The 22,193-nt window shown below is 71.5% G+C and carries 17 protein-coding genes; 9 read left to right on the forward strand and 8 right to left on the reverse strand.

What is annotated here, in order from left to right:
- Positions 1-62: 62 nt before the first annotated feature.
- Positions 63-2,129: a beta-galactosidase gene (locus GKS42_RS03200; protein ID WP_154792533.1), complete on the forward strand. Its 2,067-nt coding sequence runs from the start codon at positions 63-65 to the stop codon at positions 2,127-2,129.
- 38 nt (positions 2,130-2,167) lie between these two features.
- Here the strand turns inward: GKS42_RS03200 and GKS42_RS03205 are convergent, their stop codons facing one another.
- Both GKS42_RS03205 and GKS42_RS03210 read right to left on the reverse strand, forming a co-directional pair.
- A complete protein-coding gene (locus GKS42_RS03205; RefSeq protein WP_154792534.1) occupies positions 2,168-3,160 on the reverse strand; it encodes a glycoside hydrolase family 32 protein in 993 nt (330 codons plus the stop codon).
- A gap of 23 nt (positions 3,161-3,183) precedes the next feature.
- Positions 3,184-5,259: a hypothetical protein gene (locus GKS42_RS03210; protein WP_232847902.1), complete on the reverse strand. Its 2,076-nt coding sequence runs from the start codon at positions 5,257-5,259 to the stop codon at positions 3,184-3,186.
- 79 nt (positions 5,260-5,338) lie between these two features.
- On the opposite strand from GKS42_RS03210, the gene GKS42_RS03215 reads away from it, so the two are divergent.
- Entirely contained in the window at positions 5,339-6,478 is a 1,140-nt protein-coding gene (locus GKS42_RS03215) for a LacI family DNA-binding transcriptional regulator (RefSeq protein ID WP_154792535.1), read from the forward strand.
- 287 nt (positions 6,479-6,765) lie between these two features.
- On the opposite strand, the gene GKS42_RS03220 is transcribed toward GKS42_RS03215, so the two are convergent.
- The 6 genes from GKS42_RS03220 to GKS42_RS03245 are packed head-to-tail and all read right to left on the reverse strand — an operon-like array spanning position 6,766 to position 13,926.
- Positions 6,766-7,833, reverse strand: a complete 1,068-nt coding sequence (locus GKS42_RS03220) for a Gfo/Idh/MocA family protein (RefSeq protein ID WP_154792536.1) — start codon at positions 7,831-7,833, stop codon at positions 6,766-6,768.
- Entirely contained in the window at positions 7,827-8,672 is an 846-nt protein-coding gene (locus GKS42_RS03225) for an amidohydrolase family protein (RefSeq protein ID WP_154792537.1), read from the reverse strand. Before GKS42_RS03225 ends, GKS42_RS03220 begins: the two co-directional genes overlap by 7 nt.
- Complete coding sequence (locus GKS42_RS03230; RefSeq protein WP_154792538.1) at positions 8,669-9,127, reverse strand: MaoC family dehydratase; 459 nt, start codon at positions 9,125-9,127, stop codon at positions 8,669-8,671. The genes GKS42_RS03225 and GKS42_RS03230 overlap by 4 nt, the downstream gene beginning before the upstream one ends.
- Complete coding sequence (locus tag GKS42_RS03235; protein WP_154792539.1) at positions 9,114-10,232, reverse strand: extracellular solute-binding protein; 1,119 nt, start codon at positions 10,230-10,232, stop codon at positions 9,114-9,116. The genes GKS42_RS03230 and GKS42_RS03235 overlap by 14 nt, the downstream gene beginning before the upstream one ends.
- The gene (locus tag GKS42_RS03240; RefSeq protein WP_154792540.1) at positions 10,229-11,434 is read right to left on the reverse strand and encodes a CaiB/BaiF CoA transferase family protein; all 1,206 of its coding nucleotides are present in this window, start codon (positions 11,432-11,434) and stop codon (positions 10,229-10,231) included. Before GKS42_RS03240 ends, GKS42_RS03235 begins: the two co-directional genes overlap by 4 nt.
- A complete protein-coding gene (locus GKS42_RS03245) occupies positions 11,431-13,926 on the reverse strand; it encodes a glycosyl hydrolase family 95 catalytic domain-containing protein (protein ID WP_168217734.1) in 2,496 nt (831 codons plus the stop codon). The genes GKS42_RS03240 and GKS42_RS03245 overlap by 4 nt, the downstream gene beginning before the upstream one ends.
- A 355-nt stretch (positions 13,927-14,281) precedes the next feature.
- Between GKS42_RS03245 and GKS42_RS03250 the strand changes: the two genes are divergently transcribed.
- From GKS42_RS03250 to GKS42_RS03280, 7 genes are all read left to right on the forward strand, one after another.
- Complete coding sequence (locus tag GKS42_RS03250; RefSeq protein ID WP_232847903.1) at positions 14,282-15,178, forward strand: ABC transporter permease; 897 nt, start codon at positions 14,282-14,284, stop codon at positions 15,176-15,178.
- Positions 15,175-16,092 carry a carbohydrate ABC transporter permease gene (locus GKS42_RS03255; RefSeq protein WP_174791026.1) on the forward strand — a complete coding sequence of 306 codons (918 nt, stop codon included), beginning with the start codon at positions 15,175-15,177 and terminating at the stop codon, positions 16,090-16,092. Before GKS42_RS03250 ends, GKS42_RS03255 begins: the two co-directional genes overlap by 4 nt.
- Positions 16,093-16,160: 68 nt before the next feature.
- The gene (locus GKS42_RS03260; RefSeq protein WP_154792543.1) at positions 16,161-17,813 is read left to right on the forward strand and encodes a type 2 periplasmic-binding domain-containing protein; all 1,653 of its coding nucleotides are present in this window, start codon (positions 16,161-16,163) and stop codon (positions 17,811-17,813) included.
- Between the two features lie 215 nt (positions 17,814-18,028).
- Positions 18,029-19,375, forward strand: a complete 1,347-nt coding sequence (locus GKS42_RS03265) for an extracellular solute-binding protein (protein WP_154792544.1) — start codon at positions 18,029-18,031, stop codon at positions 19,373-19,375.
- Positions 19,376-19,489: 114 nt separating this feature from the next.
- Entirely contained in the window at positions 19,490-20,386 is an 897-nt protein-coding gene (locus GKS42_RS03270) for a carbohydrate ABC transporter permease (protein WP_154792545.1), read from the forward strand.
- Positions 20,383-21,288 (forward strand): carbohydrate ABC transporter permease, encoded by a 906-nt coding sequence (locus GKS42_RS03275; RefSeq protein ID WP_154792546.1) that lies wholly within the window; start codon positions 20,383-20,385, stop codon positions 21,286-21,288. Before GKS42_RS03270 ends, GKS42_RS03275 begins: the two co-directional genes overlap by 4 nt.
- Positions 21,272-22,192: an aldo/keto reductase gene (locus GKS42_RS03280; RefSeq protein WP_154792547.1), complete on the forward strand. Its 921-nt coding sequence runs from the start codon at positions 21,272-21,274 to the stop codon at positions 22,190-22,192. The genes GKS42_RS03275 and GKS42_RS03280 overlap by 17 nt, the downstream gene beginning before the upstream one ends.
- Position 22,193 lies beyond the last annotated feature (1 nt).

Raw genomic sequence — 22,193 nt, forward strand, 5'->3', positions numbered from 1 at the left:
CTACGGTCGGAGAAACGTTTTACCGTCACGAGACGGCACCTACGGAAGGGGATGGTCGGTCGATGAGGGCACCGATCGGGTTCGGGGCGGCCTACTACCCGGAGTACCAGCCCACGCCACGCCTGGCCGAGGACCTGCGGCTGATGCGGGAGGCGGGCTTCAGCGTCATCCGGGTCGGTGAGTCGACCTGGAGCACCTGGGAGCCGGAGGACGGGCGGATCGAGACCGCGTGGATGCGGGAGGTCCTCGATGCCGCGAGCGAGCACGGCATCGACGTCATCCTCGGCACCCCGACGTACGCGGTGCCGCCGTGGCTCGCCCGCGCCCATCCGGACATCGCCGCAGAGGCCGCCCGTGGAGTCCGTCTCGGCTGGGGCGCGCGTCAGGAGATCGATGTCACCAACCCGACCTTCCGGCACTACGCGGAACGGGTGATCCGGCGGATCGTGACCGACCTCGGCGAGCATCCCGCCGTCGTCGGCTACCAGCTCGACAACGAGCCCGGGCTGCTGCTGCTGCACAACGACGGCGTCTTCTCCGCGTTCCGCGACTGGTTGGCCGAACGGTTCGACGGCGTCGAGGACCTCAACGACCGGTGGGGCCTGGCGTACTGGTCGCACCGGCTCTCGTCCTGGGCGGACCTGTGGCGTCCCGACGGCAACGCCCAGCCGCAGTACGCCCTGGCCTGGCGGCTGTTCCAGGCGGACGTCGTCGGGGAGTTCATCGGCTGGCAGGCCGGCATCGTGCGCGAACTCGCCCGCCCGGACCAGTGGCTGACGACCTGCATCGCCTACGACCGCCCGGCCGCCGACGACCTGCGGATCGCGGCCGAGCTCGACATCGCGTCCGGGAACGCCTACTACCGGATGCAGGACGGCCTGCGGCATCCGGCGCCGGTCCGCCCGCAGGGGTGGATGACCGACGGCACCTGGAGCGTGTTCCTGTCCGCCGACCGCATGTTCGGCTCGCGGCGGGCGCCGTTCCTGGTCACCGAGACCAATGCCGGTGCGATCAACACCTCGAGCATCAGCGAGCCCGGCTGGGACGGGCAGTGGCGACAGGCGGCGTGGGCGATGATCAGCCGCGGCGCCAGGCTGATCGAGTACTGGCACTGGCACACCACGCACTTCGGGACCGAGACCCACTGGGTGGGGGTGCTCCCGCACGACCAGCGGCCGGGTCGGGTCTACCGCAACATCGCCGAGCTCGGTCAGGAGATCGGGCGCCTCGGCGACCGGGTCGCGGCCACCACCCCGGACGCCGACGTCGCGATCGTGTTCTCGACGCCGTCGAAGTACGCACTGTCCTTCGAGTCCGCCTTCCCGGACGAGCGGGCGGCGCCGGGCTCCCGCAGCTACCACCGGATCGTGGAGGCGTTCTACCGGGGCGCCTTCGACGCCGGGCTGCAGAGCCACATCCTGCATGACCGGGCGCTGCCCGGCGGCGCCGAGCTCGCGCAGTCCTACCGGCTCCTGCTCGTCCCGGGCTTGTACGCAGCCGGCGACGACGTGCTCGCGACGCTGCGCGACTACGTCGCCGCCGGCGGTCATCTCGTCCTCGGTCCGCGCTCGGGCTACGCCGACGAGTGGGCGGTGGTCCGCCGAGCCCCTCAACCGGGCGGCCTGACCGACCTCACCGGCGCCGGTTACCAGGAGTTCACGACCCTGCTCGAGCCGGTGCCCGTCGTCGACGCGTCCGGTGAGCCGATCGGTGCCGCCGAGGGCTGGGCGGAACTGCTCGAGCTCGACGAGACCGGCGACGCCGAGGTCCTCGCCCGCTACGACCATCCCGAGCTGGGGGCCTTCGCCGCCGCGGCCACCCTCGCGCGCGGCACCGGACGCGTGACCACGGTGAGCTTCGTGCCGGACCAACGGGCCGCCGTCGACCTCGTCGGGCGCGCCGCGCAGCGAAGCGGCCTGCGGCCGTTCGTGAGTCCGGCGGAGTCCGTCACGCACACCTCCGCCACCGGTCCCGGCGAGCGCGTGCACTTCTACTTCAACTGGTCCGGTGAGGCGGTCACGATCGGCTGGCCGGAGGGCCAGAGCGAGGCCGACGGCGGCCGCCGGGCCATGCTGGACCTGCGCGGCTGGGACGTCCGGCTGCTCTGGGAGCCATTGAGCGAGCACTGAGCGAGCGCTGAACGTCCGGCCGGCGGGCCGGACCGCCGTCAGGAGCGGGCGACGGCGATGCCGCGCCGCTCCCGCTGCAGGTGGTCGCCGATCCGGACGGGCTCGGCCAGCGGCGCGACGGCGCAGTAGTAGTGCTCGAGGCGGCCGGCGCGGGTGATCACGGCCGGCTTGTGGGCGTAGGTGGTGTCGACCGTTCCGGGTGGGCCGGCGTCGATGAGCACCTGCTCGGACCGGTTCCAGGTGAGCAGATCGTCGGACCAGGCGAACGTCTCCCGGGCCCGGCCGTCGCTGCAGAGGCCGAAGTAGAACATCACCCAGGTGTCCCCGTCGCGGAGCACGCACGGGTCGGAGGCGAACCGGTCGTCGATCGCGCCGGGCGGGCCGTTGCGCAGGAGCGGCTCGGTGCCGACCCGCTCCCAGCCGAGCAGGTCGACCGACCGGGCCGCGCCGGTCTGCTCCTGCCAGCCGCGCGGCGAGGCGTCCTTGGCGTTGTAGAACAGCCAGAACTCACCGCCGGAGTGCATCAGCCAGGACTTGTAGAGGCCGCCGCGTTCCCACGGCGAACCGTCCTCGGGTCGCAGCAACGCCCCGTACTCCTCCCAGGTGCGCAGGTCGCGGCTGCGGACGATGCCGACCACGCCAGGACCCGCCTCGTAGCCCGCTGCCGGGTAGGCGTGGAAGGTCCCGTAGTACCAGCCGTCCACGGCGAGCAGCTCGCCGTCGCCGCGCAGGTCCTCGTCCCGCAGGATCGACGTGAGGGCGGTGTTGTACCGGCGGTGCGGCGAGGACGGGTCACGGGCGAGGATGAGCTCCGGCGCCGACCACGAGGCGCCGTCGAACCAGGACAGGCCGGTCTGGTAGCCGATGCCGTCCCAACCCACGACCGTCATGCCGAGGGCGCCCTCGTGGCTGAACACGAACGGGCAGTCCACACCGTGGGAGTAGAAGTCGCCCTCCCTCAGGCTCGGCGCGAGGACCAGGTCGGGCTCCTTGTGCGGGGTCGCGAGACGGGCGGTCAGGTCCGCGGTCATGGGGTTCTCCTCGGGTCGGGTGCTCACGGGCGCGCCGGGAAGCCTTCGGTCTCGGCCGACCACCCGGCCGGCAGGTCGACGCGACGGTGCGTGCCGCCGTCGTCCACCCACCCGGCGAACAGGAGTGCGGCGGCCATCAGCAGCCCGCCGTTGCCGGGCAGGTACAGCGGCATCCGGTGTGGGACCTGCCGGTTGTGCCCGTTCGCCAGGAACGTGTTCTTGCCCTCGTCCCGCAGCAGTGCGTCGAGCGCGATGTCGGCACGGCCGAGCCGGGTCGCGCACATCGCGATCATCGGGAAGTCCCAGCCCCACGCGCTGCGCCAGTCCCAGCGCTCGCAGGCCCGCTCCAGGGTGCGCAGCATCGCGTCGTGGTCCAGGGCGCCGGTGTCGGGGACCACGCCGAGCGCGCCGAGCATCGAGGGGTGGTCGGTGAAGACCGTCCGCGGCGGGTTCTGGACCGCGTCGTAGTGCCCGTCCGCGCTCAGGGTCGGGCGCAGCCCGTCCGCGACCCGCACCCACTCCTCCGGTTCCGCGCGCCCGTCCGCTCGCCGCCAGCGCAGCGCGACCCGCAGCGCCCAGCGGACGTAGGCGAGCTCCAGCAGGGGGTCCCAGGTGTCCCGCGCGCCGTACACCTCCTGGGCCGGCATCAGCGGTGGAGGCAGGTGGTAGGCGCCGTCGGCGCCGGCGAGCGCGAACGAGGCCAGGAACTCGGCGGTGGCGTCGACCAGGTCGCGGTACGCCGCGCGCACCGCCGCGGCGTCGTCGGACGCCATCAGGAGCAGCTGCGCGTAGTGGATCACGTGCGGCTGCTGCCATAACAGCAGCGGGCCGATCACGTTCGGGCTCTCGACGCCCTCCGGGCCGACGTGCTTGGGCCAGCGCGCGCCCCGGAAACCCTGTGCGGCGGCGATGTCCTCGGCGACCGGCAGGATCGCGGCGTACCAGGCCAGGCTCCGCTCGAGCAGCTCGGGCCGCCCCCACGCCGGGAAGTGCGCGGCGTGCCACCAGTGCATCTCCAGGTGGAACGTGCCGCCCCAGCTGTTGCAGACGAGCCCGGTCTCCTGCGGCGGGGTGCTGCCCGAGCAGTGCACCTTGGTCTGGTACTGGGACAGCACGATCCGGCGCTCCAGCTCGTGGGCCGGCTCGGCCGTGCTGCCGGCGAGGTCGATGGCGGCCCCGCCGCGCCAGAAGGCTCCCCAGCCGGCGGCCGACCGTGCGAACACGGCGCCGGCATGCCCGAGCACGTCCTCGCGCAGGGTTGCCGCGAACTCGACCACGCCGCTCAGCCGCGGCCCGGTGGGCCGCAGCGTCCAGTGGTGCCCGTCCCCGGCAACCGCCACCTCGCCCGCCGCGCGGACCTGGTAGCGGGCGTCGTCGAGCCGGCGGTCCCAGACGGCGGCGGCCCCGTCGCGACGCAGCGTGGTCGTATGGTCCTGGGGCCGGTCCCAGACCGGCGGCGCCTCGAACGTCTCCGCCACGGAGCCGAACGCGATCTCGACGGCGAGCCGGCCCTGGTCGAGCAGCGCCGAGTCGATCTCGAACGCGACCGCGTCGCGGTCCGGGTCGACGGCGGTACGCACCCGGACGTCGACGCCCGCCAGTGCGAAGGTACTGGTCACGACGCCGGTCCAGAGGTCCAGTTCCTGGGTTCCGGCCCGTACCTGGTCCCAGGCCGGTGTCCGGCCGTCGAGCAGCAGCCCGATCCGGGCCAGGTGCAACCGCTGCGGGTTCGTCCAGTAGTAGTACCCGGCGGCGCGCCCGGACGCCGCGGACGCCTCCCGGTCCTCGCGGTAGTCGTAGGCGGTGGGGTAGGCCACCGGTCCGCGCGGGCCGTCGTAGCTCTCCAGAGTGTCCTCGAGCTGCCAGCCGTGCGGGTTGGGTGCCCAGTGGTAGCCCCACTGGGCCTGGGTCCCGAGTGGCATCGCGGCCTCACCGCGCTCGCGGGCGGCGTCCCGTTCGTAGCGGTCGGCGAACGTCTGCAGCCCGGTGTGGTCGACGGTGAACGCGAACTCGCCATTGCCCACGGACAACGGCTCCTCGGGCCTCGGCTCGTGGTATCGGATCGTGTGGCGGCGGACGACGGCTTCTCTGTCGATCACTTCGGGACTCCGGGTTCGGGTGCGGACCTACTGGTGAAACGTTTGTGCAGATGCTTGCCAACGCCGTTACCATCCGAGGATGGTGACGCTGCGGGATGTGGCCGGACACGCCGGGGTTTCGGTGTCGGTGGTCTCACGCGTGCTCAACTCCGATCCGTCGATCAGGATCCGGCCGCAGACGCGGCAGCGGGTCCTCGAGTCGGCCCGGCTGCTGAGGTACGCACCGAACTCCGCCGGTCGGTCGCTGCGCCGCTCCCGCACGCACCTGCTCGCCCTCGTGGTCCCGGACGTCACGAACGCGACGTTCACGGACCTCGTGAACGGGGTGGAGTCGCGCGCGCTGGACCACAACTACTCGGTGGTACTTGCCTCGAGCCCGCGGATGCAGCCCGGCAGCGACGGGTTCACCCGGCTGCTGAGCGAGCGGCTGGTGGACGGCGTGCTGCTGCAGAAGGGGGACGACGCCCCTACCGAGCTGGTCGCCCGGGCGCTGTCCCATCCCGAGCGCACGGTCCTGATCAACTCCGGCCCGGTATCCGGCGTCGCCACGATCGCGATCGACGACGTCGCCGCGGGTGCGCTCGCGACCCGTCACCTGCTCGACCTCGGACACACCAGCATCGGCTACGTCGGTGGCGTCCCGACGTCCGACACCAGCGACCGGCGGCGGGCCGGGGTCGAGCAGACGCTCGCCGCGGCCGGGCTGACGCTGGCCCGCGAGCACACCACCGCGCTCGGCTACACCTACCGGTCGGCCAGGGACGCGGCCCGGCTGCTGCTCAGCCGCCAACCGGCCCCGACGGCGGTCGTGGTCGGGAACGTGAACGCCGGGATCGGGGTGCTCACCGAGGCGGCCCAGATGGGCATCGGGGTCCCAGAGGAGCTCTCCGTCGTGGCGATCCACGACATCTGGCCGGCCATCACGTGCGCGCCGGCGCTGACCACGATCCGGCTGCCGATGGAGGCCCTCGGGGCCACCGCCGTGGACGTGCTGCTCGCCGGTCTCGACACCTCGGACCCCGGCGCGAAGGCCACCGACGGGAGCGGCACCGACGGCAACGGCACCGACGGGAAGGCCGCCGACGGGAACGGCACCGACGGCAACGGCACCGACGGCATCGGCACCGACACGACCAGCCGCGTCATCGACGACCCGGCGCCCGAGCTCGTCCTGCGGGCGTCGACCGGACCGCCACCCGGGGCCCGACCCGGGCCGTGACCCGGGGCCCGACCCGGGCCGTGACCCGGGTCCCGATCCGGGCCGTGACCCCGGGCCCGACCGGGGCCGTGACCCGCCGCGCCGGGCCCGCTCCGCTGGTCTCGCAGCTGCCGGGTCGCGCCGCGCCCACCCCGCCGAGCTAGCACGTGCCGCGCTGAGATCGCACACGAACAGGTGCGATCTCTGGGGCCTGCGTGCTAGGTCGGCGGTGGAGCGCGGCTGCGGGGCGGCGGAGGGCGGGTGCGGGGCGGCGGACGCCTGTGCCAGCGCGACGGCGGTGGGTCGGCTCACGGGAGCGGGTGGCCGCCGGCCCGACTCGCCTCGTGCGCCGCCTCCAGCACGGCCATGGTGCGCAGCACGTCGCTCGCCGCGGTCGGCAGCGTGGTGGCGGCCCCGGTGACGTACCGCTGCAGTGCGCCCATCGTGCCGATGAAGGCGTCCGGGAACCAGGAGCCCTCGACGTCGACGGTCTGCCAGCCGGTGCCGGTGCTGACCTCGAGCAGGTCCGGCCCACCACGCGGATAGTCCAGCAGCAGCCCGAGCTGGGTCCGGATCGCGCCGTCGGTGCCGTGCCACAGGACGGCGGCCTCCTGGTGCTCTGAACCGAACGTGTGGTCGTGGTTCGTGCTGATCGTCACCCGCAGCGGCCGGCCCGCGTAGTGCAGCAGGTACGCGGTCCGGGTGCTGGCCAGCCGCTTGTGCGGGTGCGGCACCGTGACGGCGCTGACTCCGCTCGGGTCACCCACGAACGAGCGCACCAGGTCGACGTAGTGCACCGAGTGCATCGGCATCTCCATGCGCTCCAGCCCGAACACGCTGGGGAACAGCTCCCAGCGGGTCTCGACCCGCACCAGCACCTCGAGGTCGATGAGCTCGCCGATGACGCCGTCGGCGATCAGCCGGCGCGCGGCGGCCACGTGCGGCGCGAACCGCAGCTGGGTGTTCACCGCGGCGGTGAGGCGCTTGCGCTCGACGATGTCGACCAGGGCGCGCGCCTGCCCGTAGGTGTAGCCGAGCGGCTTCTGGAGCTGCACCGCCGCGCCGTCGGGCAGTGCCTCGAGGATCGACGCGAACGCGTCGGGCATCACGGCGACGTCGTAGACGACGCCGCTGCCGTGGGCCGCGACCGCGGCCTCGATACCGGAGTGGGTGATCGCGATGTCGAACGCGTCGGCGAGCTCGGCGGCGCGTTCGGTGTCGACGTCGACGACGGCCGCCACCGGCAGGCCCGCCCTGCGATAGGCGGGCAGGTGCGCGTCCCGGGCGATGCCGCCGGCGCCGACCACGACGATCGGCAGCGGGTCGCTCGGCGGTCCGGCCAGGTAGGCCGGATCCGGTTCGCGTTCGGTCAGCATCGGGGCGCCAGCCCGTACACCCGGGTGGCGGTGTCGTGGCGCAGGGCCCGCGCCTGTTGCTGCGGGAGTGCGTCGACGGTGGACGTCAGCACGCTCATCGTGGCGTCGGCGCCGCCGGAGACGGTGCTCACCGGCCAGTCGCTGCCGAGCATCAGCCGGTCCGGTCCGAACGCCGCGAGTGCGGTGGCCAGGACCGCCGTCAGTTGTTCGGTCGTCACTGCCTCGCCGGTGTCGGTGCGGTAGATCCCCGAGACCTTGGCGACCACGTTCGGTCGGGCCGCTACCTCGGCGAGCTGGTCGGCCCAGCGGAGGTAGTCGCCGTCGAGCCCGACCGGCGGCTTGCCCAGGTGGTCGAGCACGATGGTCAACCCGGGGTGCTCGCCGGCGAGCGTGACCAGGTTCTCCAGGTGCCGGGGGAGCACGGCCACGTAGTCGAGGGGCACACCGGCCGCTTCGAGGAGGGCGAGGCTGCGGCGCTGGTCGGCGCCGAGGATCCAGTCCGGGTCGGGGCGGTCGTGGGTGAGGTTGCGGACCCCCACGAAGCCGGGGGTCGCCCGCAGCGCCGGCAACTGCTGCGCCACCGTCGCCGGGTCCTCCAGCGGGAGGTAGCACACGGCCCCGGCCAGGCGCGGCTCGGCAGCGACCAGCTCCAGCAGGTAGGCGGTCTCGTCCAGGGTCTCGTCGGCCTGCACCAGCACCGCCTGCCGCACGCCGTACGGCTCCTGCGCCGCCAGGCCCGTGGCCAGGTCATGGTCGGCACGCAGCGGCTCCGGGGCTGCGTCGAGCCAGCGGTAGGAGGACCGGGCACGGTCCCAGACGTGCAGGTGGGCGTCGATCACGGCCGTTCGCCTCGCTTGTTGACGACATAGAGGTGCACCAGGGACAGCACCGTATCGCCGTCGTGGTTGGTGACCGTCACCCGCTCGTCGACCCGGCCGAGCTCGGGGCGCCGGGGGTGGTCGGCGACCTCGACGATCTCGGCCTCGACGGTGATCGTGTCCCCCAGGAACACCGGCTTGATGAACCGGATCCGGTCGTAGCCGTAGCTCATCGCCTGCGGGTTCACGTCGCCCGCGGTCATCCCGACGGCGACCGAGAGGATCAGCGTGCCGTGTGCGATCCGGCCGGCCAGCCCGGCCTCCTGCACGCACCAGCGCTCGTCCATGTGGTGGGGGAAGAAGTCGCCGGTCTGCCCGGCGTGCAGGACCACGTCGGCCTCGGTGATGGTGCGTCCGAGCGTGCGCCGCACCTCCCCGACCGCGTACTCCTCCAGGTATCGGTCAACGACCTGCATGCTGCACTCCCAACGACGCGAACATCCGGTCCAGGTCCGCCAGCACTTCGGTGGCACGCTCACGAGCCACCAGGCCACGGTGCACCCGCTCGCAGGCGGCGTCCTGCACGGACATGTACCCGGGGTGCTGCGGTCGCAGGCTGGCCCGGTCAAGGGTGCGGCGGGTGCCGGCGAAGAAACCTCCGGTCAGCGCATCGAGGTCGGCGTCGGCCCAGGCGGCCACGTGACCCGGCTGCCCGCCGGCGCGCGCATAGACACCGCGCTGGACCTCGCCGGTGGCGACCCAGGTCGCGAACGCGATCGCCTCCGCCGGGTGCTCGGTGCGGGCGGACACGGCCAGGCCGGCGCCACCGAGCATCGATCCGCGTGGCTGTCCGTCGATCTCGGGGATATCGGTCCAGCGCAGGACGTGGTCGCGGAAGCCGGTCCGCGCGTAGTTGCTGTAGCCGTACAGCAGCGGGGCGTAGGCCCACCGGTCCGAGCCGGACAGCCGGTCGGCGACCTGGATCGGGTTCTCGGCCAGGCACTCGACCGGGACCAGATCACGCAGCCGGCCGAGCAGGTCCCACGCCTGCGCGAAGGCGGCCGGGTCGGCGAAGGTGGCCCGGCCGGCGTCGGCGCCCTGCATCCCGGACGAGAGCGTGAACGTCGAGGCGAACGCGTCGATCGGCTTCGCCGGCCAGAGCACGGCGCCCGTGCGGGCCAGGTCGAGCACCTCGGGCCAGGTGCGCGGCGGCTCCGCGAGCAGGTCCGGCCGGTACGCCGCGACCTGCGCGGCAGCGTCGATCGCGAGGCCGTACCGGGCGCCCTGCCAGCGGTAGCTCTCCTCGGAGCGACCGACGAACGCGGCCGGCCCCTCGCCGTCGGGCAGTGCCGCGAGCAGGCCCGCCGCGGCGGCCTGCGGGATGTGCGGGTGGTCGATGACGAGCAGGTCGTGGGAGCGGGTCAGCGACTCCAGGCCCTGGTCGGCGAAGGCCTGCAGGGACCGGGCCTCCCACTCGACCTCGACGTCGTGCCCGGCGTCGGCGTACGCACGGGAGGCGGCCTCGATGCTGTTCCGGCCGCGCTCGTGGTCCCAGGTGATGCCGCGCAGGCGCACGGTCACGGGACGCTCCCGGCCACGGGCTCGCGGTCCGGTGCCAGCTCGGCCCGGACCTGGTCGGTGTCCGCGCCGAGCAGTGGTGCCGCGTCGCTGCCCCAGAGCCGCTGCCCGTCCAGGCGCATCGGGAGCCGGGTCGTGGTGACCTCGGTGCGGGTGCCGTCCTGCTCGTCGCGCTCGAGCGTCTGAACCATGTCGATGGCGCGGAAGCCCTCGTGCTCGACGAGTTCGTCCACGGTGTGCAGCGGTGCGCACCACACGTCGGCGGCGTCGAGCACGGTGAGCCAGTCCGCCGTGTTGCGGGTCCTGAGCCGGTCGGCGATCAGGGTCTCGATGCGACCGCGCTGCTCCCACCAGGTCTCGGGCTCGGTCAGCTCGACGAGCTCGGGGATCTGCAGCAGGGCGCCGAGCTGCGGCACCGGGTTCATCGCGATCGAGAGGTAGCCGTCCGCGGTGGGGTAGACGCCGTACGGGGCGGGCAGGTAGGTGTGCGCGCTGTGCGGACCACGCGGCCGGGCACCCACGGCGCCCGGCTCGGTCAGCCGCACCGACAGCATCTCGAACTGCAGGTCGAGCATCGCCTCGAGCAGCGAGGTCTGCACCTGCCCGCCGATGCCGGTGCGCAGCCGCCGCAGCAGCAGCGCCGTGATGCCGTGGGCGAGGTGGCAGGAGGCGAGGTGATCGGCGATCGCGATACCCACCGGGCTCGGCTCAGGGTCGGCCTGCAGCCACGGCAGGCCGGCGATCGACTGGGCGAGCAGGTCCTGGCCGGGCCGGTCCCGCCACGGCCCGTCGTCGCCGTACCCGGTGATCGACCCGTAGACCACGCCCGGGTTCTGCGCGCGGACGGTGTCGTAGTCCAGTCCGAGCCGCTTCATCACGCCCGGGCGGAAGTTCTCGACGACGACGTCGGCCTGCTCGACCAGCCGGCGCACGAACGCGAGCTGGTCCGGGTCCTTCAGGTCCGCGGCGACACTCTGCTTGCCGCGGTTCATCGCGTGGAAGGAGACCGTGTCCGCGCCCGCGTGCGCACCGGCGAACGCGAGCCCCCGGCCGATGTCCCCGACGCCGGGGCGCTCGATCTTGATGACCCGTGCGCCGAGGTCGGCCAGCCGCAGCGCGGCCACCGGGCCGGCGAGGAACTGGCTGAAGTCGAGGACCAGGAAGCCGTCCAACGGGCGGGGCGGTCCTGGCTGGGAGGCTGTCATGACGCTCGCTCCTGGGAGATGTCTGTGGTGGTCAGGCGCACGGTCCGGCCGGGCGGAAGGTCGAGGACGCGCTCATGTGATCCGAGGACCACACGCACGGTCCGGGGGCTGTCCGAGCCGGACGTGATCCGGGCCTCGGTGAGCTCACCGGCGCGCCACTGCAGATCCACGACCAGGCCGCCGCGGGCGCGCAGACCGCGCACCTCGCCGTCGGGCAGGTCCGGGGGCAGCGCCGGGAGCAGGTCGAGGTAGCCGGCGTGCGACTGCACCAGGCACTCGGCGAGCGCGGCGACGATGCCGAGGTTGCCGTCGATCTGGAACGGCGGGTGCGCGGAGAACAGGTTGCGGTAGAGGCCACCGCGCCACCGCCCGCCGCCCGGTCCGGGCTCGATCTCGACATTGCGGCGCACGTACAGGTCCAGCAGCCGGCCGACCGCCTCCGGCTCGTGCAGGCGGGCCCGCATCGCCGTCTTCCAGGCGAGGGACCAGCCGGTGCCCTCGTCGCCGCGGGCGTCCAGGCTGCGGCTCGCGGCCGCGGCGAGCCTGGCCGACGGCGGCACATCCGTCGGGTGGATGCCGACCAGGTGGGCGATGTGGCGGTGGTGCGGGTCGGCCATCCGGTCGAGGTCGGCCCACTCGCGCAGCAGCCCGTCGTCGTCGACGCCGGGCTCGGCGATCCGGGGCAGCGCGGCCTCGGCCGCAAGGCACAGGTCCGCGGCGTCGGCGCGCAGGCCGTACTCGTCGGCCAGCCGCAGCAACGAGCGGAGCAGGTGCCGGGACAGCTCGAGGTCCATCGTGGAGTCGGCGGCCACCGAGGAGACGCGGTCGGTGCCGGGCACCACGAACCGGTTCTCCGGTGAGGTGGACGGAGACGTCCCGAGCGTGCCGTCGGGGCGCGGCTCGAGCCAGTCCAGGACGAACCGGGCCGCGCCGCACAGGACGGGGAAGAAGCGGTGGGCCGCGTCGTCGTCGCGTTCGAAGGTGACCCGGTCGATCAGGTGGGTGGTCAGCCAGACGCCGGCGAACGGCCAGAACGCCCAGGCCGGGTCGTGGGTGCCGTCACCCATCGGCTCGACGAACGCCCAGATGTCGCTGGCGTGGTGGGCCACCCAGCCGGACGACCCGTAGATCCGCTCCGCCGGCTCCCGGCCCCGTTCGGCGAACGCGTCGACGAGGTCGAACAGCGGCTCGGCGCACTCGCGCAGGCCGGTCGTCTCGGCGAGCCAGTAGTTCATCTCGAGGTTGATGTTCATCGTGAAGTCCGAGCTCCACGGCGGCTGCAGCTGCTGGTTCCAGATGCCCTGCAGGTTCGCGGGGGTGCCACCCGGCCGCGAGCTCGAGATCAGCAGGTAGCGGCCGTACTGGAACAGCAGGGCGAGGAGCTCGGGCGCCGCACCGGCACGGGCGCCGGCGCCGTCGGCGACCGCGTCGAGCAGCGCGTCGGTGTCCGCCGGGGTGCCGGCCGCCGGCTCCGAACCCGTGCCGAGCCGCAGTTCCACCCGGTCGTAGAGCTCGGAGTGGGCGGTGACGTGGTCCTCCCGCAGCCGGTCCACCCCAGCGGTGACGGCGTCCCGGCACAGCTGCCGGGCCCGCGCCAGTGCGGGGCCGACATCCTGTTCGGGGTCGTGTCCGAGCCGGGTGAAGGTGGTCCGCACGGCCAGGATCAGGGTGGCGTCTCCGGAGACCTCGATCACGACGCCGTCCGGCGTGGCGCGGCTGCGGACCGTGCCGCCGATCGCACGCATGGCGACGGCGGCCTGTACGCCGCGCGGGTCGCTCGCCCACCGCACGGGGTCGGCTTCGCGCTGGTAGGCGGGCACGACGTCATCGGGCGCCCGCAGCACCGCCCAGGCCTCGGCGCCGTCGGCCTCGGCGTGCTCCAGGCGTAGCGGGGAGTCGAGCACGAAGGACACCGGTCGGTCCGCCGCGGACACCTCGAGCACCAGCACCTGGTGCGGAGCGCTCACGAAGGCCTGCTGGTGCACGCCGGCGGCGCGGGTCCAAGCGAGCGCGGTGCGCAGGTCCAGGCCGCGCGCGTGGCCTGCCGAGCTTTCCGGGCCGTCGACCCGGTCCTGCTCGGGGAGGACCTCGGCCTGCGACGCCGGCTCGGGCGCCGGGGCGCCCACGGTCCGGCGCAGCCTCGCCAGCGGTTGGAACGACTGTGGGTAGGAGTGCTGCAGCGCGTGCAGCGCCTCCTCGGCGGCCACATGGTCTCCCGCCGCGATCGCCGCCCGCGAGGCCGCGATGGCGGCCCCGGCCACGTCCGCGGTGACCGGGTGCGGCTCGGGGCGGCGGCCCGGGCCGGACCAGACCGATCCCTCGCTGAGCCAGATCAGTTCCTGCTCGGCGCGGCCGTAGACCATGGCGCCGAGGCGGCCGTTGCCGAGCGGCGCCGCCTCGACCCATTCGGCGGCCGGGCTCGCGAACTCGAGCCGGTGGACCGGGTGTGCCGATGGCGTCGCCGGGCTCGGCGACACCTCGGACGAGAACACTGACGACACTGTCACCTCGGAGAATCGATTTTACTGGGTGAGAGACACCATAGACGGTCCGATGGGCCATCTGGCAACACCTGATTCCATAGAGTCTATGCCGGATCTGCCGATGGGGTTGCGCCGCCGCCGATCTGGTGGCTAGCATCCAGACAAACGATTCACCGGACGACGAGGTCAGAGTGCACCCCAGGCCCGCCCCAAGGCGGCAGCGGCAGGCGCGACGGGCCGAGGTCATCGAGAGGAGCACTCAGCGGTGGTACAGACGGGCGTGGGAACACCCATGGCGCCGACACCACTGGCGGCGGCAGCGGTGTCCACGCCGCCGGCCAACCGTCGGGGTCGGCCGGGCCGGATGCGTAGATCGATCCGGCGGCACTGGCAGCTCTACCTGCTCGTGCTGCCTCCGCTGGTGTACTTCGCCCTGTTCAAGTACGTGCCGATGGCGAACGCCGTCATCGCGTTCAAGGCCTACAACGTCATCGCCGGCATCTGGGCGAGTCCGTGGGTTGGCCTGGAGCACTTCGAACGGTTCTTCTCCAACCCGGTCTTCGGCACCATCGTCAGCAACACGTTCCTGCTGAGCCTGTACGCCCTGATCGCGAGCTTCCCGATCCCGATCATCCTGGCTCTCGCCCTCAACGAGGTCCGGTCCCGGTTCTTCAAGCGCACGGTCCAGATGGTCACCTACGCGCCGTACTTCATCTCCACGGTCATCGTCGTCTCGATGGCGATCCTGATCCTCTCGCCCCGGATCGGGCTCCTCAGCGGGATCACCGGCTTCTTCGGACTGCCCGCCACCGACTACCTGGCCCAGCCGGACTTCTTCCGGCACGTGTACGTGTGGAGCGAGGTGTGGCAGACCGCGGGCTACTCGGCGGTCATCTACCTGGCCGCGCTCGCCGGCGTGGACCCCGGCCTCTACGAGGCGGCCAAGGTCGACGGCGCGAACCGGCTCCAGAAGATCTGGCACGTCGACCTGCCGAGCATCATGCCAACGGTGGTCGTGGTCCTGATCCTCTCGGTCGGCAGCATCATGGCCGTCGGGTTCGAGAAGGCGTTCCTGCTGCAGAACCCGCTGAACCTGTCGCAGTCGGAGATCATCGCCACCTACACCTACAAGATCGGCATCCAGAACGCCGACTTCAGCCTCGCCACAGCCGTCGGGCTGTTCAACTCGGCGATCAACCTCGTGCTGCTGCTCGGTGTGAACGCCGTGTCGAAGCGCGTGACGGGGAGTGGACTCTGGTGAGCATCGCAACGAGGATCCGCGGGGCCGGCCGGCCCACCAAGGTGCGCGAGTCGCGGGTGGACCGGTTCTTCCTGGTCGGCGTCTACATCCTGCTCACCACGTTCCTGCTCGTGGTGCTGCTGCCGCTCTGGTACATCGTGGTCAGTTCGTTCAGCAGCCCCGCTGCGGTGTCCGCCGGCCGGGTGTTCCTGTGGCCGGTCGAGTTCACCCTGCGCGGCTACCAGGTCGCGCTGAGCAGCCCGCAGATCCTCAGCGGGTTCGCGAACTCGCTGTTCTACACCATCGTGGGCACGGCGATCAGCGTCACGCTCACCGTGATGCTCGCCTACCCGCTCTCGCGTGCGGACTTCGTCGGGCGGAAGGTGCTCACCGGCGCCGTCGTCTTCACGATGCTGTTCGCTGGCGGCCTGATCCCCACCTACCTCGTGGTCCAGGCGATGGGGATGCTCGACACCCGCTGGGCGCTGCTCATCCCGAACGCGGTGGCCGTGTGGCCGGCGATCCTGGCGATCACCTACTTCCGGACCGCGATCCCGGACGAACTGCGCGAGGCCGGTGAGATCGACGGCGCGAGCGACCTGCGCATCCTGTGGAAGGTGGTGCTGCCACTCTCCGCGCCGATGCTCGCCGTGATCGCCCTCATGTACGCGATCGTGCAGTGGAACTCCTACTTCGACGCGTTGATCTACCTCCGCGACGACGCCCTGTACCCGCTGCAGCTGGTGCTCCGGAACATCCTCATCCTCAACAACGACGCCGGTGGCGACGCCACCTCGTCGCTGGAGCGGCAACAACTCGCGAACCTGCTCAAGTACTCGCTCATCGTGGTCTCCACGGTCCCGATGATGCTCATCTACCCGTTCGTGGCTCGCTACTTCACCAAGGGTCTGCTCCTGGGAGCCGTGAAGGGCTGACCCCGACCCAACACCCCCCGAGCCGTCGACCCCCGGCGGCACCACCTCACGACGAAGAGAGGCACCACATGACACGCCGCAACCGGACCGCGACGGCGATAGTCGCCGTCGGCGGACTGGCCTTCACCATGGGCGCGTGCGCGCCGCAGGCGGAGCAGCCCGTCGACGACGGAGTCATCACGATCTTCAGCCAGCAGGGCGCGGAGACGGACCTCAACACCAACGAGTTCACGCTCTTCCTCGAGGAGGAGTTCGACGTCGACCTGCAGTTCGAGACCACCACCTGGGATGCCGGGGCGGCGTCCGAGGCGCGTCAGATCGCGCTGGCGAGCGGTGACTACCCGGACGCGTTCCTGATGATCCCCTGGGTCGACCAGTTCACCCAGGCCGAGCTGCTCAAGTTCGGCGAGCAGGGCGTGGTCCGGCCGCTCGGTGACCTGCTCGAGGAGAACGCACCGAACCTGCTCCAGGCCTGGGAGGAGACCCCCGAGTGGGAGCAACTCGCGACCTCGCCGGACGGCAACGTCTGGGGGCTGCCGCAATGGAACGACTGCTTCCACTGCAGCTATCCCTCGAAGCTCTGGCTGAACTCCGCCTGGCTGGACGCGGTCGGCATGGAGCAGCCGACGACGCCCGACGAGCTCCGCGCGGTGCTGTCGGCCTTCCGGGACCAGGACCCGAACGGCAACGGTCAGGCCGACGAGGTCCCGCTCTCCGGCTCGCCCGGCGCGAACTCGGTGATGCCGTTCCTGATGAACCCGTTCGTCTACGTGCCCTCCTCCACGACCGACGGCTCGATCCCGGCCTCGCTCGCGCTGGACGGTGACACGGTCACCCTGCAGGCGACCCTGGACGGCTGGCGGGAGGGGCTGCAGTACGTGAACTCCCTCTACGAGGAGGGGCTGGTCGACGAGGCGGCGTTCACCCAGAACCAGGACGCGCTCCTCGCGCTGGGGGACGTCGCCGGCGACCCGATCCTCGGGGCCGCGACGGTCGGCCACCCCGGCGTGTTCGTCACCATCGGCCAGGAGGATGGCCGCGACGCGCAGTACGACCCGGTCGCTCCGCTGACCGGGCCGAACGGCTCGCCCGCCTCCGAGCTGCTCTCGTCCGTGCCGGGTGCGACGCTCGTCATCACGAACAACGCCAGTGACTCCGACGCCGCCAGCCTGGTGCAGATCGTCGACTGGATGATCGACTACGACAACCACCTCCGGGCCGAATGGGGCGAGGAGGGCGTCGCCTGGGACCGCCCCGCCGAGGGTGACGTCGCGCTCGACGAAGCGCTCGAGCCGCTGTACGTGCGGCACCGGCTCAGCGGTGCCGAGGCCAGCCAGAACGCCAACGTGGCCTGGGGCCCGCTCGCGCAGTACTACGGCAGCACCGAGTTCCGCGGCGCCCAGGTGGTGTCGGAGGACGTGTACGACCTCGCCGGGTACGAGCGTCGTCTGTTCGAGGCGACCGAGCCGTATGCCGCGAACAGTCCGACCGAGGCGTTCCCGTACTGGAACCTCTGGATCCCCGACGCGGACTCCTCCGAGTTGTCCACGGTGCAGACCAACGTGGAGTCGCTCGTGCTGCAGGCCAGTGCCGAGTTCGTCACCGGCGTGCGCGACATCGACAACGACGCCGACTGGCAGGCGTTCCAGGAGGCTCTCATCGCGAGCGGCAGCGACCGCTATCTCGAGATCTACCAGGCCGCCTGGGACGCGTCGAACTAGCGACACTCCCTCGACGGCGGCCCGGTTGCGTGATGCGCCCGGGCCGTCGTCGCGTGGGGTGGGGGACCGGCTCGGCGGGGTGTGGCAGCGGCCAGACCGCGCGGCGCATATCTATTCAATAGCGCACAGACTTGACAGTCGGTGATTTGCCGACCTACGCTCGCCGTTGAATCGCTTCACTCGCACCCCCGCAGCACCCGTTTCAAGGAGGAAACATGTCCGCAAGAATCCGTAGCCGGCGGGCGCGCCTGGTCCCGTCCATGGCCGGGCTCGCCGCGCTCTCGCTGCTCGCCGTCGCCTGCGCGCCGGCCGGCGGGGACTCGGGTGGAGGCTCTGACGGGGGCGGTGACGATCAGGGTGGTGCCACCGAGTTCACCTTCCTGACCACCGTGGAGAACCCGCAGATCCGCGACGAGCTCACCCGGCTCAGTGAGAACCAGTGCGCCGCCGAGAACGAGGCCCTCCCGCTGGTGGTCGACACCATCCCGCAGGCCGACGTCAACCAGCGGGTCTCGGTCCTCGCGAGCCAGGACGCGCTGCCCGTCATGTTCGTCTCGCCCACGAGCGAGTCGAAGGTCGGCGGCGACATGTACGAGTCCGGCGCCCTGCTCGAGCTCGAGGAGACCCTGACCGACCTGGGCGTCTGGGAGGACGTGCTGCCCGCCGCCGCCTCCACGGTCAACGCCATCTACGGGGACATGGTCTCGCTGCCGTTCCAGTACAACATCGAGGGCTTCTGGTACAACAAGCAGATCTTCGCCGACAACGGCCTCGAGGTGCCCACCACCTGGGCGGAGTTCACCGAGGCCGCCGCTGCCCTGGACGCGGCCGGCGTGCAGCCGCTGACCGCGTCCGGTGCGCAGGGCTGGACGATCACCCGGTACATCAGCACCTACCTCGCCCGGGCGAACGGCGTGGACGCGCTCGCCCAGGTGACCGACGGCTCGGCGAGCTTCACCGACCCCGACTACCTCATCGCCGCGCAGGAGCTCGCCACGCTGGGCGAGGCCGGCTACTTCGGGCAGGGCATCGTCTCCCGGGACATGGACACGGTCACGGCCGAGTTCTTCGGCGGCACCGCAGCCATGATGTACAACGGTTCGTGGGTGCTGTCCAACGTCTACGACGAGGAGCAGAACACCATCGGCGTGGACAACATCGGCTTCTTCCCGTTCCCCGAGGTGGAGGGCGGCGCGGGCAGCATCGACGACTACCCGGCCAACACCGGCACCGTCACCGCCGTGTCCGCCTCCCTGTACAACGACAAGGTCGGCGCCTGGCTCGCGTGCATCGCCGAGAACTACGGGTCCAGCCTCTTGGAGAACCAGGGCGCGATCTCCGGGTTCGTGCAGAACACCGAGGTCGACGGCGTTGAGCCGCTCGTCGCCGAGATCACCGAGCGCATGGTGGACGCCCAGGACGCGGTGATCTGGCTCGAGGGTCCGTTCGACCAGCGCTTCGGTGACGCCGCCGGACTCAGCGCCGGCAGCCTCGTCGACGGCGGCATCTCGCCCGAGGACTACATGGCCCAGATCCAGGACGCGGTCGACGCCGCCCAGTGACGGCAGCCACGGCGGTGGGTGCGCGCCACCACGAGGCGCACCCACCGCCGTCGGGCACTGCCCGAAGCAACAGACCGCAGCGGCCCAGCGCCGCCTGACCCGGAAGGCGCACACATGAGGGACGTCCTCGGGGACCGGAAGGCGATCGTCATCCTGCTCGCCCCCGCGCTGGCCTTCTACACGCTGATCAAGCTCGTGCCGATCCTGTGGTCGCTCGGGCTCACGTTCTTCGACGGGAACGTGCTGCGCGGCTACGAGCCGGTCGGCTTCGACAACTTCACCCGGCTCGTGAACGACTCGGTGTTCTGGGAGGCGACGGCGTTCACGCTGAAGTACGCCCTGGTCGCGACCGTGCTCCAGGTGGCGGCCGGCTACCTGCTCGCGATCCTGTACGTCTTCGTGCTCCGCAAGGGCTCCGCGCTGCTGCGCACCATCGTGTTCTTCCCGGTGATCCTGCCGACCGTGGCCGTGGGGGTGCTGTTCAAGCGGCTGTTCGGGATCCACCCCACGCCGGGCCCGGTGAACTCCATCATCGAGGCGTTCGGCGGCCAATCGCTGGACTGGTTCGCGAGCGGGGACACCTCGTTCCTGGTGCTCATCCTGATGGACGTGTGGCGCTCGATGGGGTTCTTCGCGGTGCTCCTGTACGCCGGCCTGGTGGACATCCCGGAGGAGGTCATCGAGTCCGCACGCATGGACGGGGCCAAGGGTGCCCGGCTGATCCGGCACATCGTGCTCCCGCTCTCCCTGCCGGTGCTGCTCTCGGCGGTGGTGTTCGCGGTCAACTCCACGCTCAAGGTGTTCGACTCGATCCTCGCGATCACGAATGGCGGCCCCGGCACCGAGACCCAGCCGCTCACGCTGTACATGTACCGCACCGTGTTCACCTACAACGAGTACGGCTACGGCTCCACCCTCGCGCTCGCGCTGACCGTGATCGCGTTCCTGGTCACGATCGTCATCTTCCGCTCCGCCCGCAAGGACATCACCGCAGACAAGGCCGCCCGATGACCACACTCACCCAGGCCCGCCCGATGGCCGGCCCGGCCGGTCCCAGCCGGCCACGCCGCCGCCCCGGCGGCGCCCGCCGGTTCTTCGCCCGGCTCCCGGTCCGGCTGCTCGTGATCGTCATCGTGGCCGTCGAGATCCTGCCGATGATCTGGATGCTGCTCAGTTCGTTCAAGACCCAGAACGAGTTCGTCACCGGGTCCGTGTGGGCACTGCCCGCCACCTGGGACTTCGGCAACTACATCGAGGCCTGGGTGACCGGGGACTTCGCCTCGAACGTGCGCAACTCGATCCTCGCCACCGTGCCGGCACTGTTCTTCCTGCTGTTGTTCGGGGTGGCGGCCGGGTTCGCACTCGAGGTGATGGTCTGGAAGGGGCGCTCGACGATCCTGCTGATGTTCGTGGCGGGCATCATGATCCCCGGGCAGATGCTGCTCGTGCCGCTGTTCATCACGTACTTCAACCTGGGCCTGACCCAGACGATCTGGCCGTTGATCCTCACCTACATCGCGATGGGGCTACCGCTGACCGTGTTCATGATGGCCGCGTACTTCCGGGCGATTCCGCGCGAGGTGTTCGAGGCCGCCACGATCGACGGCGCCGGCATGATCCGCTCGTTCTGGATGATCGGACTGCCGATGATCTCGAACGCGATCCTGACCATCGGCCTGGTGCAGTTCTTCTCGATCTGGAACGACCTGCTCGTGGCGCTGACCTTCGTCACGAACCGGGATCTGGCCACGATCCAGGTCGGCCTGCTGAACTTCAGCGGCGAGTACGGCGCCATGCAGTACGGGCCGCTGTTCGCCGCGATCTGCCTGAACGTGTTCGGCACGCTGGCAGTGTTCCTCTTCCTCAGCAAGAAGATCATGGCAGGGATGGCATCCGGTGCACTCAAAGGCTGACCCGCTCAAGACTCCGTCCCCGGTGACGCCCGGCACGTCGGGCCTGGGGCACGGCTCCGACAGCGCCTCCGACGCCGCGGACCTCGCCGCGGCCAGGGCGCTGCTCACCGGGGCGCACACCCTGATCGACACCGCGAACATGTACGGCGGCGGCCGCTCCGAGGTGATCCTGGGGCGCGCGATCGCCGAGCTCGGCGCCGTCCCGGCCGGCGTGCAGGTGATCTCCAAGGCGGACCGGGACCTGTCCACCGGGGCCTTCGACCGGGACCGGGTGCTGCGCTCGTTCGAGGAATCGACCGCCCGGCTCGGCCTGGACACCCTGCCGCTGTACCAATTGCACGACCAGTACACGATCACGTTCGCCGAGGCGATGGGGCCGGGCGGGGCCGTGCAGGCTCTGATCGAGCTGCGTGAGCAGGGCGCCGTCGGCGCCATCGGGGTGGCCGCGGGCCCGACGGCGATGCTCACCGAGTACGTCCGCACCGGTGTGTTCGAGGTGCTGCTCACCCACAACCGGTACACCCTCGTGGATCGGTCCGCGGCCGAACTCATCGCCGAGGCCGCCGGGCAGGGGATGACCGTGTTCAACGCTGCCCCGTTCGGAGGCGGGCTGCTCGCAGCGGGCGCCCGCGCCGGTGCGACCTACGCCTACCGGGCCGCGCCGGAGGCGCTCCTGGCCTGGGTGGCCCGGCTCGAGCAGGTCTGCGCGGCGCACGGCGTGCCGGTGGCCGCGGCCGCGCTGCACTTCTCGATGCGCAACCCGCACGTCGCCTCCACCGTGGTGGGGGTGCGTTCGCCGGAGCGGCTCGCGCAGACCGACGCCCTGCTCGCCACCGAGGTGCCCGAGGACCTCTGGACCGAGATCGACCGACTCGGCACACCGCCTTCGACCCTGGACGACTGAA

The organism is Occultella kanbiaonis (assembly GCF_009708215.1).
In the GTDB taxonomy this organism is placed as follows: domain Bacteria; phylum Actinomycetota; class Actinomycetes; order Actinomycetales; family Beutenbergiaceae; genus Occultella; species Occultella kanbiaonis.

Excerpts from the sequence above, each read along its gene's own strand:
- GKS42_RS03250 (WP_232847903.1), top strand. The coding sequence starts at position 14,282 with ATGCGTAGATCGATCCGGCGGCACTGGCAGCTCTACCTGCTCGTGCTG.
- GKS42_RS03230 (WP_154792538.1), bottom strand. The coding sequence starts at position 9,127 with ATGCAGGTCGTTGACCGATACCTGGAGGAGTACGCGGTCGGGGAGGTG.
- GKS42_RS03275 (WP_154792546.1), top strand. The coding sequence starts at position 20,383 with ATGACCACACTCACCCAGGCCCGCCCGATGGCCGGCCCGGCCGGTCCC.
- GKS42_RS03215 (WP_154792535.1), top strand. The coding sequence starts at position 5,339 with ATGGTGACGCTGCGGGATGTGGCCGGACACGCCGGGGTTTCGGTGTCG.
- GKS42_RS03240 (WP_154792540.1), bottom strand. The coding sequence starts at position 11,434 with ATGACAGCCTCCCAGCCAGGACCGCCCCGCCCGTTGGACGGCTTCCTG.
- GKS42_RS03260 (WP_154792543.1), top strand. The coding sequence starts at position 16,161 with ATGACACGCCGCAACCGGACCGCGACGGCGATAGTCGCCGTCGGCGGA.
- GKS42_RS03220 (WP_154792536.1), bottom strand. The coding sequence starts at position 7,833 with ATGCTGACCGAACGCGAACCGGATCCGGCCTACCTGGCCGGACCGCCG.
- GKS42_RS03265 (WP_154792544.1), top strand. The coding sequence starts at position 18,029 with ATGTCCGCAAGAATCCGTAGCCGGCGGGCGCGCCTGGTCCCGTCCATG.
- GKS42_RS03205 (WP_154792534.1), bottom strand. The coding sequence starts at position 3,160 with ATGACCGCGGACCTGACCGCCCGTCTCGCGACCCCGCACAAGGAGCCC.
- GKS42_RS03200 (WP_154792533.1), top strand. The coding sequence starts at position 63 with ATGAGGGCACCGATCGGGTTCGGGGCGGCCTACTACCCGGAGTACCAG.
- GKS42_RS03270 (WP_154792545.1), top strand. The coding sequence starts at position 19,490 with ATGAGGGACGTCCTCGGGGACCGGAAGGCGATCGTCATCCTGCTCGCC.